Origin of the sequence: Streptomyces javensis (assembly GCF_039525925.1) — a bacterium.
Taxonomy (GTDB): domain Bacteria; phylum Actinomycetota; class Actinomycetes; order Streptomycetales; family Streptomycetaceae; genus Streptomyces; species Streptomyces asiaticus.
Map to the genome: position 1 here is coordinate 251368 of NZ_BAAAIF010000005.1, position 13166 is coordinate 264533.

Annotated in this window: 12 protein-coding genes; 3 read left to right on the top strand and 9 right to left on the bottom strand. The window is 71.6% G+C overall.

The annotated features are described in order from the left end of the window. Positions 1-152 precede the first annotated feature (152 nt). From ABD329_RS07910 to ABD329_RS07925, 4 genes are all read right to left on the bottom strand, one after another. On the bottom strand, positions 153-1235 hold the full coding sequence (locus ABD329_RS07910; protein ID WP_425574294.1) for an N-acetylglucosamine kinase: 1083 nt from the start codon (positions 1233-1235) through the stop codon (positions 153-155). Positions 1236-1239: 4 nt separating this feature from the next. Further along, positions 1240-2061, bottom strand: a complete 822-nt coding sequence (locus ABD329_RS07915; RefSeq protein WP_198275805.1) for an LURP-one-related family protein — start codon at positions 2059-2061, stop codon at positions 1240-1242. Positions 2062-2100: 39 nt separating this feature from the next. Further along, positions 2101-2778 carry a uracil-DNA glycosylase gene (locus ABD329_RS07920; protein ID WP_086885372.1) on the bottom strand — a complete coding sequence of 226 codons (678 nt, stop codon included), beginning with the start codon at positions 2776-2778 and terminating at the stop codon, positions 2101-2103. An 89-nt stretch (positions 2779-2867) separates the two neighbouring features. Beyond that, positions 2868-3956, bottom strand: coding sequence for a WD40/YVTN/BNR-like repeat-containing protein (locus ABD329_RS07925; protein ID WP_198275804.1), 1089 nt, complete (start codon positions 3954-3956; stop codon positions 2868-2870). Positions 3957-4181: 225 nt separating this feature from the next. Here ABD329_RS07925 and ABD329_RS07930 point away from each other — a divergent pair, with 225 nt between their 5' ends. Further along, positions 4182-5261: an NADH:flavin oxidoreductase/NADH oxidase gene (locus tag ABD329_RS07930; RefSeq protein WP_198275803.1), complete on the top strand. Its 1080-nt coding sequence runs from the start codon at positions 4182-4184 to the stop codon at positions 5259-5261. Positions 5262-5376: 115 nt separating this feature from the next. After that, on the top strand, positions 5377-5784 hold the full coding sequence (locus ABD329_RS07935) for an ArsR/SmtB family transcription factor (RefSeq protein WP_309142641.1): 408 nt from the start codon (positions 5377-5379) through the stop codon (positions 5782-5784). On the opposite strand, the gene ABD329_RS07940 is transcribed toward ABD329_RS07935, so the two are convergent. The 3 genes from ABD329_RS07940 to ABD329_RS07950 all read right to left on the bottom strand — a co-directional run bounded on the left by ABD329_RS07940 (position 5698) and on the right by ABD329_RS07950 (position 9494). Then, positions 5698-7086 (bottom strand): nucleobase:cation symporter-2 family protein, encoded by a 1389-nt coding sequence (locus ABD329_RS07940; RefSeq protein ID WP_198275802.1) that lies wholly within the window; start codon positions 7084-7086, stop codon positions 5698-5700. The genes ABD329_RS07935 and ABD329_RS07940 overlap by 87 nt on opposite strands. A gap of 195 nt (positions 7087-7281) precedes the next feature. Beyond that, positions 7282-8625, bottom strand: coding sequence for an FAD-dependent oxidoreductase (locus ABD329_RS07945; protein ID WP_198275801.1), 1344 nt, complete (start codon positions 8623-8625; stop codon positions 7282-7284). 188 nt (positions 8626-8813) lie between these two features. Beyond that, complete coding sequence (locus ABD329_RS07950; protein WP_198275800.1) at positions 8814-9494, bottom strand: DUF305 domain-containing protein; 681 nt, start codon at positions 9492-9494, stop codon at positions 8814-8816. A gap of 192 nt (positions 9495-9686) precedes the next feature. Between ABD329_RS07950 and ABD329_RS07955 the strand changes: the two genes are divergently transcribed. Continuing rightward, entirely contained in the window at positions 9687-11168 is a 1482-nt protein-coding gene (locus ABD329_RS07955; protein ID WP_198275799.1) for an LVIVD repeat-containing protein, read from the top strand. 11 nt (positions 11169-11179) lie between these two features. Here the strand turns inward: ABD329_RS07955 and ABD329_RS07960 are convergent, their stop codons facing one another. Both ABD329_RS07960 and ABD329_RS07965 read right to left on the bottom strand, forming a co-directional pair. After that, positions 11180-11821 (bottom strand): TetR/AcrR family transcriptional regulator, encoded by a 642-nt coding sequence (locus ABD329_RS07960; protein ID WP_198275798.1) that lies wholly within the window; start codon positions 11819-11821, stop codon positions 11180-11182. A 188-nt stretch (positions 11822-12009) separates the two neighbouring features. Continuing rightward, on the bottom strand, positions 12010-12723 hold the full coding sequence (locus ABD329_RS07965; protein ID WP_344316130.1) for an HAD family hydrolase: 714 nt from the start codon (positions 12721-12723) through the stop codon (positions 12010-12012). Positions 12724-13166: the final 443 nt, after the last annotated feature.

A 13166-nucleotide genomic window follows, 5' to 3' on the forward strand; every position in this document is an offset into this window, starting at 1 on the left:
CGGCCGGTATCGGGCACCCCATACGGGCATCCCATACGGGCACCCCATACGGGCATCCCGTACGGGCATTCCATACGAGTGTTCCATGTCGGGCGCCGCGTGTCGGGCGTACCCGCGTCGCGCCCGCGTCGTCTTCCCTACCGGGCGTGCGCTCAGACGACGCTGAGCAGCGCCGGGTCCGGTGGCAGCCGCAGTTCGTCCGCCGCCAGCGCCGCCGCGACGCACAGCGCCCCGTCCAGCGGGTCCCCGGCCGCCTCCGCGACCCGGACCCCGGGCAGCCGCGCCGCCAGCTCCTCGCGCACGGGCGTCAGCAGCGGCGCGCCCATGCGGAACAGCCCGCCGGTGAGTGCCACCTCGCTCGACCCCAGCCGGGGGCAGACCGCCTCGGCGGCCTCGGCGACATGGCGGGCGGCGGTCCGCAGGATCGTCTCCGCGACCGGGTCCTCGGCGGCGCACCGGCCCACCTCGGGGGCGAAGGAGGCCAGGACGGCGGGGCGGTCGGGGCGCGGATACAGCTTCCCCGGCAGCCCGGTCGCGGGGCCGAAGACGGCTTCCAGACGGGCCAGCAGCGGCTTGGAACCGCCGTCGCGCCCGTCGTACGCGCGCATGGCCGCCTCCAGGCCCGCCCGGCCGATCCACGCACCGCCGCCGCAGTCGCCCAGCAGATGGCCCCACCCGTCGGCCCGCCGCCAGCCGGTGGCGCCCGAGCCCTCCGCGACCCCCTCCGGCACCGCCCCCAGTGCGATCAGCCCGGTCCCCGCCGCGACCACCGCGCCGGGGCGCTGGCCCAACGCCCCGGCGTACGCGGTCACCGCGTCTGCGGCCAGGGCGAGTCGCCGTACGCCGAGGGCGTCTGCGAGCGCGTCCGGGAGCCTGGCGCGCAGGTCGTCGCCGAGTGTGGCCATGCCCGCCGCGCCGACGCAGACCGCGCCCGGGCGCCGGGCCCCGGCTTCGCGCAGCAGCTCCCGGGCCGCGGGCAGGACCCGCGCCAGCAGGTCCTCCGCGTCGATGCCCCGGGCGCCGACGACGGCGGGCGTGGACGAGGACCACGTCAGCGGTGGCGAGGGCCGCCCCAGGGGCGTGGACGACATGGGTGACGGGGACCCGGTCGGTGGGTTCTGCGCGGCGGAGCCGCCATAGGCGTCCACGCGGGCCACCCCCACCCGTACGCCCGAGCCGCCCGAATCGATCCCGAGCACATGCGTCGCCGCGGCGTCGGGCACCGTATCGGCCACCGGCTCAGCCGAATCCGCGCGAGTCCTGCTTGAGCGCCGTGTCCACGGTGAGGGCCGTGGCGATCACAAGGCTCAGCAGCGGATCGGGCAGCTGGCGGTGGATCTGGAGGACGTAGTTGTCCGCCGTCGTGAACATCGTCTTCGCCAGGCCCTCCCAGGTCTTGGTGATCCGGGCGACCTCGCTGTCCGTGTGATCGACGATGGCGAAGTTCCAGGCCCGCCAGTTCTCCGCCTTGATGGCGCCCACCTGCTGGCCGTTGACGAGGATGCCGAAGTTGATCTTGCCGAAGACGTTCTGCTGGACGATCTCACCGACCGGCTGTCCGTCCGGACGGGTCACCAGCACCTTGGACTTCACGAACTTCGCGGGCCGGGTGAGCACCAGATGCGGCTGCCCGCTGGCGTCGCGGATCTCCAGCCGGTGCGTCATGAACTGGTCGAGGCTCGAGACGAACCGCGCGACCTTCTTCAGCGTGCTCTGGCCGACCTGGACCACCGAACCGATGGTGCGCCCGTGCTGGTCGAAGACGCTGTACTCATTGGTGAGCTCGATCAGCTTGGCCTTCTGGTTCACCACCAGCACCGGTTCGGTGAACAGCGTGCCGCCGCCGCCCGCCGCGGGTCCCACATGTGCCTGCTGCTGCACCTGGTGCTGGACCTTGCCGGGGTTGTGGTTGGGCGGGGCGGCCTGCTGCGGTGGGGGCTGTCCGGGCTGGCCCGCGTGCGTATGGGCGGTCCACTGGGAGCCGTCCCACCAGCGCAGCTGGTTCGGTGTGCCCTGGGGGTCGGCGTACCAGCCCGCAGGGGTGTTCGTAGGTGATGTCATGGCGGGCAGACTACCCCTCGCCCACCTGGAACTATGGGGTCAGGGAAGGCGCCAGTCCACGGGCTGCGCCCCCTGCTGTGCCAGCAGCTCATTGGCGCGGCTGAAGGGACGGGAGCCGAAGAACCCGCGGTCGGCGGACATGGGGGAGGGGTGCGCGGACTCGACCGCCGGAAGGCTGCCCAGCAGCGGCCGTACGTTACGGGCGTCGCGGCCCCACAGGATGGCCACCAGGGGGCGGCCGCGCCCGGCCAGCGCCCGGATGGCCTGCTCGGTGACCTCCTCCCAGCCCTTGCCGCGGTGGGCGGCGGGGCGGCGCGGGGCCGTGGTGAGCGCCTTGTTGAGCAGCAGCACGCCCTGCTGGGTCCAGGGCGTCAGATCGCCGTTGGACGGACGCGGCAGCGCGAGGTCGGTGTGCAGTTCGCGGTAGATGTTCTCCAGACTGCCGGGCAGCGGCCGCACCTCGGGCGCCACCGAGAAGCTGAGCCCCACCGCGTGTCCGGGGGTGGGATACGGGTCCTGACCCACGATCAGCACCTTCACCTCGTCGAAGGGCTGCTGGAAGGCGCGCAGCACATTCGGCCCGGCGGGCAGATAGGTGCGGCCTGCCGCGATCTCGGACCGCAGGAAGTCGCCCATCGCCGCGATGCGTTCCTCGACGGGCTCAAGTGCCTTGGCCCAGCCCGCTTCCACAATTTCGTTCAAGGGTCGTGCTGCCACACCGCGTCACTCTAGTGGCTCAGCGGGTGGCCGCGTGCCACCTCACGATCACTCTCAGCCGATCACGGCGATCGCCATCGGCCGGTCCCTCAGCCGACCACCGCGGCCCGGACGCACAGCACATCGGGGAGGTGGTGGGCGATCTGCCGCCAGCTCTCGCCCTCGTCGGCGCTCGCGTACACCTCGCCGTTGCGATTGCCGAAGTAGACCCCGGCCGGATCGGCGTCATCGGTGCGCAGCGCGTCTCTCAGCACCACCCCGTAGTGCGGCTCGCCGGGCAGCCCGGCGCACCGCTCCTCCCAGCTGGCGCCCGCGTCCTCGGTGCGGAACACCCGGCAGCGGTAGCCAGGGGGGTAGCGGTCCGAGCCGTCGGCGGCCGGGAAGACATACGCGACGCCGCTCCGGCGCGGATGGACGGCGACCGCGAAGCCGAAGTCCGCCGGGAGGCCCTCGCCGATCTCGGCCCAGTGCGCCCCGCCGTCGTCGCTGCGGTACACCCCGCCGTGGTTCTGTAGATAGAGCCGGTCGGGGTCGACCGGATCCCGGGCGATCTTGTGGACGCACTGCCCGAACTCGGGATACTGATCCGGCAGGAATTCCGCCCTGAGTCCGCTGTTGGACGGCGCCCAGCTCTCCCCGCCGTCCGCCGAGCGGTACACCCCGCCGGAGGACACGGCGACCATGAGCGCCCGCGGGTCCCTCGGATCGGTGACGACCGTGTGCACGGCCTGGCCGCCGAACCCCTCGCCCCACTCCGGCCGCTGCGGGTGGTCCCACAGGCTGCGGACGAACGCGAAGGTCTCCCCGCCGTCCTCGGAGCGGAACAGCGCGCCCGGCTGGGTGCCCGCGTAGACCACCTCCGGCTCGTCGGGCCCGGCGGGCTCCAGCTGCCACACCCGCTCCAGCGAGGTGCCGGTGGACCCGGGGAACCTCACCGCGGGTCTGGCGGGCTCGTGCCAGCTCGACCCGAGGTCGTCGGAGCGGAAGACCGAGGGGCCCCAGTGCGAGCTGTCCGCACCGGCCAGCAGCCGGGGGCGGTCGCCCCGGGTGTCGATGCCGACGGAGTACACCGCCTGCATGGGGAAGTGGGGGCCGGTGAAATCCCAGTCCCCGCGGTCGCCGGGGCGGCCGAGGAAGAGACCCTTGCGGGTGCCGACGGCGAGCAGGACATCGTTCATGACGGCTCACTCCTTGGAGTGCGGGACGGGACGGCGGAACGGTTGGGTGTGTCCGTCATCACAGAGTCTGCACCCACCCACTGACAACGGCCGGGAAGCAGCCGTGGCACACCAGGTCTTGCGCGTCATACGAGAGGCTTCGTAATTTGACGATCGTCGTACTACGATGGTTACCGTACTAAGCGGCGGTCCGGCCGGACCCCACGAGGAGAAACGGAGACGTTCATGAGCGCCCTCTTCGACCCCTTCACCCTGCGGTCGCTGACCATCCCCAACCGCCTCTGGATGTCGCCCATGTGCCAGTACAGCGCGGATCCGGACAAGGGTGCCGGGGTCCCGCACGACTGGCACTTCGTCCACTACGGTGCCCGCGCCACCGGCGGCACCGGGCTGATCCTGGTCGAGGCGACGGCCGTGTCCCCCGAGGGCCGCATCAGCCCCGGAGACCTCGGCATCTGGAACGACACCCAGGTCGAGGCGTTCCGTAAGATCGTCGGCTTCCTCAAGGGCCAGGGCACCGTCCCGGGCATCCAGCTCGCCCACGCCGGCCGTAAGGCTTCCACCGACGCCCCCTGGAGGGGTGGCGCGCCGCTCGGCCCCGACCAGCGGGGCTGGCAGCCGCTGGGGCCGAGCCCGGTCCCGTTCGACGAGGGGCATCCGGTGCCGGACGAGCTGTCCGAGGCGCGGATCGGCGAGATCACCCGCCAGTTCGCGGACGCGGCACGGCGCGCGCTCGCGGCCGGTTTCGAGGTGGCCGAGATCCACGGTGCCCACGGCTATCTCATCCATGAGTTCTTCTCCCCGCACAGCAACCACCGCACCGACGGCTACGGCGGCTCCTTCGAGAACCGCGTCCGCTTCGCCCTGGAGGTCGTCGACGCGGTCCGCGCGGTCTGGCCGGACGAACTGCCGCTGTTCTTCCGCGTCTCGGCTACCGACTGGCTGGAGGAGAACGGCTGGGCCCCGGAGGACACCGTCCGGCTCGCCGCGCTGCTGAAGGACCACGGTGTGGACCTCCTCGATGTCTCCAGCGGTGGCAACGCCGCCGGTGCGCGCATTCCGGTGGAGCCGGGCTACCAGGTGCCGTTCGCCGCGCGGGTGCGCCGGGAGACCGGGCTGCCGGTGGCCGCCGTCGGGCTGATCACCGAGGCCGAGCAGGCCGAGAAGATCGTCACCAATGGCGAGGCCGACGCCGTGCTGCTGGGCCGCGAACTGCTCCGGGACCCTTACTTCGCCCGCCATGCGGCGGTCGAACTGGGCGGCCAGGTGCACAGCCCGGACCAGTACCACCGCGCGGTCCGGTAGGCGCCGCGAGCGACACCGCCGTCCCGTCCGGGGCCTCGAGTGGTTCGGAGCCGAAGTAGTACGGCGATCGTCAAACTACACTGGAGGTCTCGGAACGAGGCGATGAGGAGCAGCCGTGCAGACGCAGACCACGCCGACCGCGCCCCAGTCCCAGCCCCGGGCGTCGTCCCAGCCCCAGGCGGCCGGGCGCTCGCTGGAGCATCCACGGAGCGAGGAGATCCGCCTCGAGGACGTGCTGCACGCGCTCTCCGACCCGATGCGGATGCGGGTGGTGCGGACGCTCGCCGAGGAGAACTGCGAGCTGTCCTGTTCGGTCTTCGACCTGCCGGTCAGCAAGTCCACCACCACCCACCACTTCCGGGTGTTGCGCGAATGCGGTGTGATCCACCAGATCTACCGGGGCACCGCCAAGATGAGCGCGCTGCGCCGCGCCGACCTAGACGCGCTGTTCCCCGGACTGCTCGACAGCGTCCTCGCCGCCGCGGCCCTCCAGGAGGGGCGCCTCGGCGGCGACCGGGGCTGAAGTCCGCCCGCCCGGCAGGTGGTTGAAGAGCAGATTGAGCGCGATCGCGGTGACGCACCCGGCGCTGATCCCGCTGTCCATCACCGTCTGGAACCAGTCCGGGAACTCCTTGTAGATCCCCGGCACGCCCACCGGCAGCAGCCCCACGGCGACCGACACCGCCACCACCGTCAGATTGTGGTTGTCCCGGAAGTCCACCCCGGCCAGTGTGCGCAGCCCGCTCGCCGCGACCGTACCGAACATCACCAGACCCGCCCCGCCCAGCACCGGGGCCGGGATCGCCGCCACCACCGCGCCCAGCTTCGGGCCGAGACCGAGCAGCACCAGCAGGCCGCCCGCGGCCGCCACCACCCAGCGGCTGCGCACCCGGGTCATCCCCACCAGGCCGACGTTCTGCGCGAAGGCGGTGTACGGGAAGGTGTTGAAGACCCCGCCGAGTACGGTCGCGGCGCCGTCCGCGCGCAGCCCGTCCGCCAGCCGCCGCCCGTCGACCGGGCGCTCGGTCAGCTCGCCCACCGCGATGAAGTCGCCCGTGGTCTCGGTCATCGTCACCAGCGCGACGACCAGCATCGACACCACGGCCGGGGTCTCGAACGTCGGGGTGCCGAAGTGGAACGGGGTGGAGACGCCGACCCAGTCGGCGTCGCCCACCCCGGAGAAGTCGGTGAAGCCCAGGGGTATCGCGGCCGCCGTCCCGGCCACGATCCCCACCAGCACCGCCACCCGGCCGAGGAACCCGGGCGCGAAGCGCTGCACGGCCAGGACGAGGACCAGCACCCCGGCGGCCAGGCCCAGGTTCTTCGGCGTACCGAAGTCCGGCGCGCCCTGGCCGCCCGCCGCCCAGTTGCCCGCGACCGGCAGCAGCGAAAGCCCGATGATCAGTATCACCGTGCCCGTCACCAGCGGCGGGAAGAACCGCAGCAGCCGACCGAAGACCGGCGCCAGCACGATCATCGCGACCCCGGCCACGATCACCGAGCCGTAGATCGCGCGCAGCCCGCCGCCCTCCGTGCCGATCAGCACCATGGGGGTGACCGCCGCGAAGGTGCAGCCCTGCATGATCGGCAGCCGGACGCCGAACCGCCACAGCCCCACGCACTGGAGGACCGTGGCGATACCGCACAGCAGCAGATCGGCGTTGATGAGATACGCCAGGTCGGCGGGGGACAGCTTCATCGCCCCGCCGACGATCAGCGGCACGGCCACCGCGCCCGCGTACATGGCCAGCACATGCTGGAGTCCGAAGGCGGCGAGCCGGCCGGGCGGCGGCACCTCGTCCACGGGATGGCGTACGGACGTCATGGCGGCTCCTCGCGCAGCGCGGGGTTGGGCGGCGGAACAGGGTGAGGCGACCGTAGAAGCCTTAAACAATCTGTTGATTTCAGGGGTGTTGCCGCCCTGTGTCAACCCCTTGGACCGCGCGAACCTGCCGCCCCGTACCAATCGCATGGACCGCGCGGACCAGCCGCCCCGCACCGATCGCATGAACCGCCCGGATCACTCCTGCCCGCGTGCCGCGCCCAGCAGCCCCGTCCAGTCCGGGATCTTCACCTTCGTACGCCCCAGCGCCTCGCCGAGCGCCTCCTCGGCCGCCTCGATCCGCAGCCAGCCGTTCCACTCCACCGGATCCACCCCCGCCTCGCGCAGCGCCCGCAGCGGATCCGGCGCCACCGGGCGGGCGGCGAGCGCGTCCGCGTCGGCCAGCAGCGAGGCCACGGTCTCCTTGGCGCACGGCCGGTTGGTGCCGATCACCCCGGTCGGGCCGCGCTTGATCCACCCCGCCACGTACTCCCCGGGCGAGGGCGCGCCGCCGCGCAGCACCCGCCCCGCCGCGTTGGGGACCGTGCCGCGCTCCTCGTCGAACGGCAGCCCCGGCAGCGGCACGCCCCGGTACCCCACCGACCGCAGCACCAACGGCGCCTCGATGTCCTCGAACACCCCGGTGCCCGCGACCCCGCCGCGCCCGTCCGGCGCGGTCCGCTCGAAGCGCACCGCGCGCACCGCGCCCTCGCCGAGCAGCGCCACCGGCTTGAGGAAGAACCGCAGATGGATCCGGCGCGGCCGGCCGATGGGCGCGCGCCGCGCCCAGTCGCGCAGCACCTCGACATTGCGCCGGTTGATCCCCGGCAGCCCCGACGGGTCCGCGTACGCCGGGTCCAGCGCCAGCTCCTCGGCGCGCACCAGCACATCGGCGCCGGTCAGCGCGCCCAGCTCGCGCAGCTCCTTGGTGGTGAACTTCGCCTGCGACGGCCCGCGCCTGCCGACCATGTGGATGTCCGCGACCTGGCTCTCGGACAGCGCCCCGAGGGCGGCGTGCGGCACATCGGTGGGCCTCAGCTCCTCCGCCCCACGGGCCAGGATCCGCGCCACGTCCACCGCGACATTGCCCACGCCGATGACGACGGCGGAGCCCGCCCCCAGCGCGAAGGAGTCGACGGTCGCGTCGGGATGGGCGCTGTACCAGGAGACGAACTCGGTCGCGGAGAAGCTGCCCGGCAGCTCCTCGCCCGGAACGCCGAGCCTGCGGTCGGTGGCCGCGCCCACGCAGTAGACCACCGCGTGGTAGAGCCCCAGCAGCCGCTCGGGCACCAGTGGGGGTGGGCCCACCTGCACATTGCCGAGGAAGCTGACCCGGGGGTGCTCCAGGACCGTGCGCAGCGTGTTCTGCAACGACTTGATCTTCTCGTGGTCGGGCGCGACACCGTAGCGCACCAGCCCGTACGGACAGGGCAGCCGGTCCAGGACATGCACCGACACCTCGGGGACGGCCTGCTGCTGGACGAGCGCTTGGGCGGCGTACACCCCGCTCGGCCCGGAACCGATGACCGCGACGCGAAGCACGAGGAGCTCCTTCCGCAGGATGTCTCCAGCATCCCACCCGGCGGGGCGCCCTGTCCGGCACTACGCGCCGAGGGACCGGTCCGGGTGACACCGCCCGGCCGCCGGTCCACGGGCGCGCGACCGCGCCGCGAGCCCGGCTCGAAGCCGTCCAACGGTCCGCCAGGGCCCAGCGCTCCATGCGCCGCCCGCTACGACATCCGCCGCATCCGCCGGATCTCGCTGCTCTGCTGCGCGATCACGTCGTTCGCCATCTCCTCCACCCGGACGTTGTTGCCCTGGGCCAGCACATCCGTGGCCATGGAGACCGCGCCCCGGTGGTGGGTGATCATCAGCTTGAGGAAGAGCGCGTCGAAGTCGGCGCCCTTGGCGGCGCGCAGCCGCGCGAGCTGGGCCTCGGTGGCCATCCCCGGCATCCCGGCGTCATGGCCCTCGTGGCCGCCGTCGCCGCCCTTCGGCTCGCCGCCGGCCGTCTTCTGCCAGGCGCGCATCGCCTCGATCTCCGGCTTCTGTCCGGACGCTATGCGCTCCGCGAGCCGCTTGACCTTGGCCGACTTGGCGTGGTCGGCGGCGAGGCCGGTCATCACCAGGGCCTGCCGGTGGTGCTCGATCATCATGCGGACGTAGGAGCGGTCGGCCGTGTTGGGGGAGTCGTCGTCCCCGGCCTTCGCGGCTTCCTCGGCCGACAGCTTCTTCGCCGTTTCACCGGGCTTGCCCGGCGCGATCACCGCGGGCTTTCCGTCCTTGCCCTTCCCCGCGTCGGCGCCGCCGCCGCTCTCCGCGTCACAGCCGGTCAGGACGAGTGCCAGGGCCGCCGCCGCGGCGGCGGCCACGAGGGATGCGGAGTGGAGCGTCGTACGGCGGTTCAACACCGTGGCCTCCTGGGGCGCTTGGGATCCGCAGACCGTCTTAGCACGTCAGCGGCGCTCCCGGAGCGGGCGAGTTGGGAAAATCTCTTTACGAACATGTTGCTACCTGTTGTGGTGTACATGGATAGAGCGATACTTCCCCCGGTCCGTCAACCGTTCAACACCGAGCGGAGACGGCGACAAAGGGAGGACGCAGTGAAGCCGTGGGAAAGACCTCCGCAGCGGCGCAGATACCTCGGCGCGGCCGCGGCCGCCTTCGGACTGGTGGCCACCTTGCTGGCCGCGGGCCCGGCGGCCGCGACGCCCGACCCCGGTGACGCTCCCCACAAGGAGCGGGTGACGAAGAGTCAGCAGTCGGAAGCCAGGGCCGCCATCGAGAACGGCGACATCCCCGGTGTGGACCAGATCGTCCACAGCGACAATGTCAGCCACCTCACCAACATCCCCAAGCAGGACCTCAAGGGCGTCAACTCCGACCTGGCCTTCCAGGGCAAGTACGCCTTCGCGGGCAACTACGACGGCTTTGTCATCTACGACATCAGCCGGCCGAAGAGCCCGAAGATCGTGAGCCAGGTGCTCTGCCCGGGTTCGCAGAACGATGTGTCGGTCTCAGGAGACCTGCTCTTCCTCTCCACCGACTCCTCGCGCAGCGACAACTCCTGCAACAGCACCACCCAGCCCGCGACCGAGAAGTCCTCGTGGGAGGGCATGAAGGTCTTCGACATCAGCGACAAGCGGAACCCGCAGTACGTCGCAGCCGTCGAGACCTCCTGCGGTTCGCACACCCACACCCTGGTGCCCGAGCGCAAGGACGTGTACATCTACGTCTCCTCGTACGCGCCCAGCGCCACCTTCCCGGACTGCCAGCCTCCGCATGACGGCATCTCGGTCATCAAGGTGCCCCGCAAGACGCCCGAGAAGGCCGCGGTCATCGACTTCCCCGTGCTCTTCCCGGACGGCGGAAACCCCGGTGGGTCCACCAACCCGGGCGTCTCCCAGACCACCGGCTGCCATGACCTCACCACGTTCCCCAAGCTGAAGCTGGCGGCGGGCGCGTGCATGGGCGACGGCATCCTGCTCGACATCGCCGACCCCGCGAAGCCGCGGGTCATCGACCGGGTCGAGGACAACGTGAACTTCGCCTTCTGGCACTCGGCCACCTTCAACGAGCGCGGCACCAAGGTCGTGTTCACCGATGAGCTGGGCGGCGGTGTGGCCGCCACCTGCAACACCGAGGTGGGCCAGGACCGCGGTGCCGACGGCATCTACGACATCGTCGGCAAGGGCGACAAGCGGAAGCTGGTCTTCCGGAGCTACTTCAAGATTCCGCGCCACCAGGCCGACACCGAGAATTGCGTGGCCCACAACGGCTCGCTGATCCCGGCCAAGGGCCGCGACATCATGGTCCAGGCGTGGTACCAGGGCGGCGTGTCCATCTGGGACTTCACCGACTCCGACCGGCCGAAGGAGATCGGCTACTTCGAGCGCGGGCCGCTCTCCGGCGACACGCTCATCACCGGCGGCTCCTGGTCCGCGTACTACTACAACGGCTACATCTACTCCAACGACATCGAGAAGGGCTTCGACGTCCTGAAGATCCACGACCGGCGCACCGACAGCGCCGAGTCGGTCCGGCTGCGCGAGCTCAACACGCAGACGCAGCCCGACTACCGCTGAGCGCCCGCTCCCTAGTCCAGAGCGCTCATCCGGTTCCCGCCGGGCGGCTCGTCGCCCGGCGGGAACCCCAGCTCCCAGTCCAGTCGGTAGCGGTGGAACAGCTCCGCCCGCAGCCGCTCGGGCGCCATCGGCGCGCCCGGCAGCAGCACCGCGACCACCGCGCCCATCAGCAGGGCGCGCAGCAGCCGGTAGTCGGTCTCGGGGTCCTCGGAGCCGTACCGCGTGACGGTGTCCCGCAACAGGGCGGCCAGCCGCTGCTGCTCGGGGCACTGGATGAAGCCCTCTGCCGTGAGGATCCCCGCCATATGGGTGCGCATCAGCCGCGGCCGGTCCCGGGCCAGGCCCAGGATCGCGTCGATCGCCCGCGCCAGCAGCTCCCGCCCCGCCTCCTCGCCCTCCGGCCGCGGCTCCCGCTCGAGCCCCCGGGCCAGTTCCATGTGCATCAGCCGGTGCACGGCGGTCTGAAGCAGCTGCCGCTTGCCCGGGAAGTAGTACGACACCAGACCGCGGGCCGCCCCGGCCCGGTCGGCGATATCGGCGAGGGTGGTCGCCTCGTAGCCGTGCTCGCCGATCAGCTCGACCGTCGCCTCCAGCAGACGGGCCTGGGATCGGCGCCGCAATTCCTCATTGACCGACGGGCTTCGGGGGACCATGCTGTAACTCCTGCGTTGGCTGGCTGTCAGTCAATATACTCAGGGGACGTGCGGTTGTCCGCCGTTCCCTTGGGGGGGCGGACGCATGTCTCCGCCGGTTCGGGCGACACGGGGGGATCGCCCGAACCGGTGGGTTCGCCCCTTTGGAGCGCCTTTGGAATCCCTTACGGGGCCCGGCCTCCCGGGCGCTAGGGAGCCGTGGCGGCGTCCGGCAGCGGGCCGAGAACCGCCCGCAGGGCATCCGGGCGCCGGTCCACCGGGAGATGGTCCACCAGAAGGACCCGGCAGCCCAGGGCCGCCGCTCCCGCGTCCGCCCGGCGGTCGTCGCCGACCATCACGGTGTCGCCCGGGTCCAGCCCCAGCGCGTCGCACGCGGCCTGGAACAGCCGTGGATCCGGCTTCTGGACGCCGTGTTCGTACGACAGCGCATAGGCGTCCACCAGGCCGTCCAGGCCGTGGGCGCGGAAGACCGGGCGCAGATCCCAGCCGATGTTGCTGACCACCGCGATCCGCACACCGCGCCGGCGCAGTTCGGCCAGCACCTCGGGGGCGTCGGGGTAGGGCCGCCAGGCGGCGGGTTCCCTGTGGCGGTCATAGAGGGCGTCGTAGAGCGCGGGACGGGGGAGCGGCACCTGGCGGGCCAGACCGGTGTAGGCGGCCCGGTGCAGCTCGGCGTCGCGGTCCCGTACGCGCCACACGTCCTCCAGGTGCGGCGGCACCGCGAGCGGCTGGGCGCCGCCGGGAAGCGCTCCGGCGTCCTCCAGCTCCCGCGCGTACCGTACGACCTCCTCGTCGGGGACGGCGGTTCCGGTCCGCTCCAGCGCGGCACGGAGCCAGGACTCGGTGGACTCGATGCGGAACAGCGTCCCCGAGAAGTCGAACAGGGCGCCCTTGATGGTCACAGTTGACGCTCCCTCATCTTTGATGTGGCCAGGAGCCAGGACTTCCGGCATCGTATGCCGTGGGCCCGGTCCCGTTCAGCCATCGGCGTATCCGTTTCGGCCGTTTTGCTGGCAGATAAATCCCGGCCGAATCAAGGCGCAGGGTTTAGGGGATTCATGAGGTGGAGGCCGTTTATGGTCTCGTTGTCGTGGTGATCATACAGGGGTCAATCCCCGTAACTCCGCGACCGAGTCGGGGCAGGCGATATCTGCTGAGCGCGAGGAGGTTGCCGGTAATGGTACGTGACATGACATCGAGGCAACCGGGGGATGGCCACGGGTTGGGCGCAGACCGGTCCGGAGTCCGCCGTGGCGGGCGTGGGGCGGCGACCGGCCGGGGTGGCTGCTGGTAAACGCCAGCTTTGCACGGAGCAACGAACATTGCCGGTTCCATAACCGGTTTC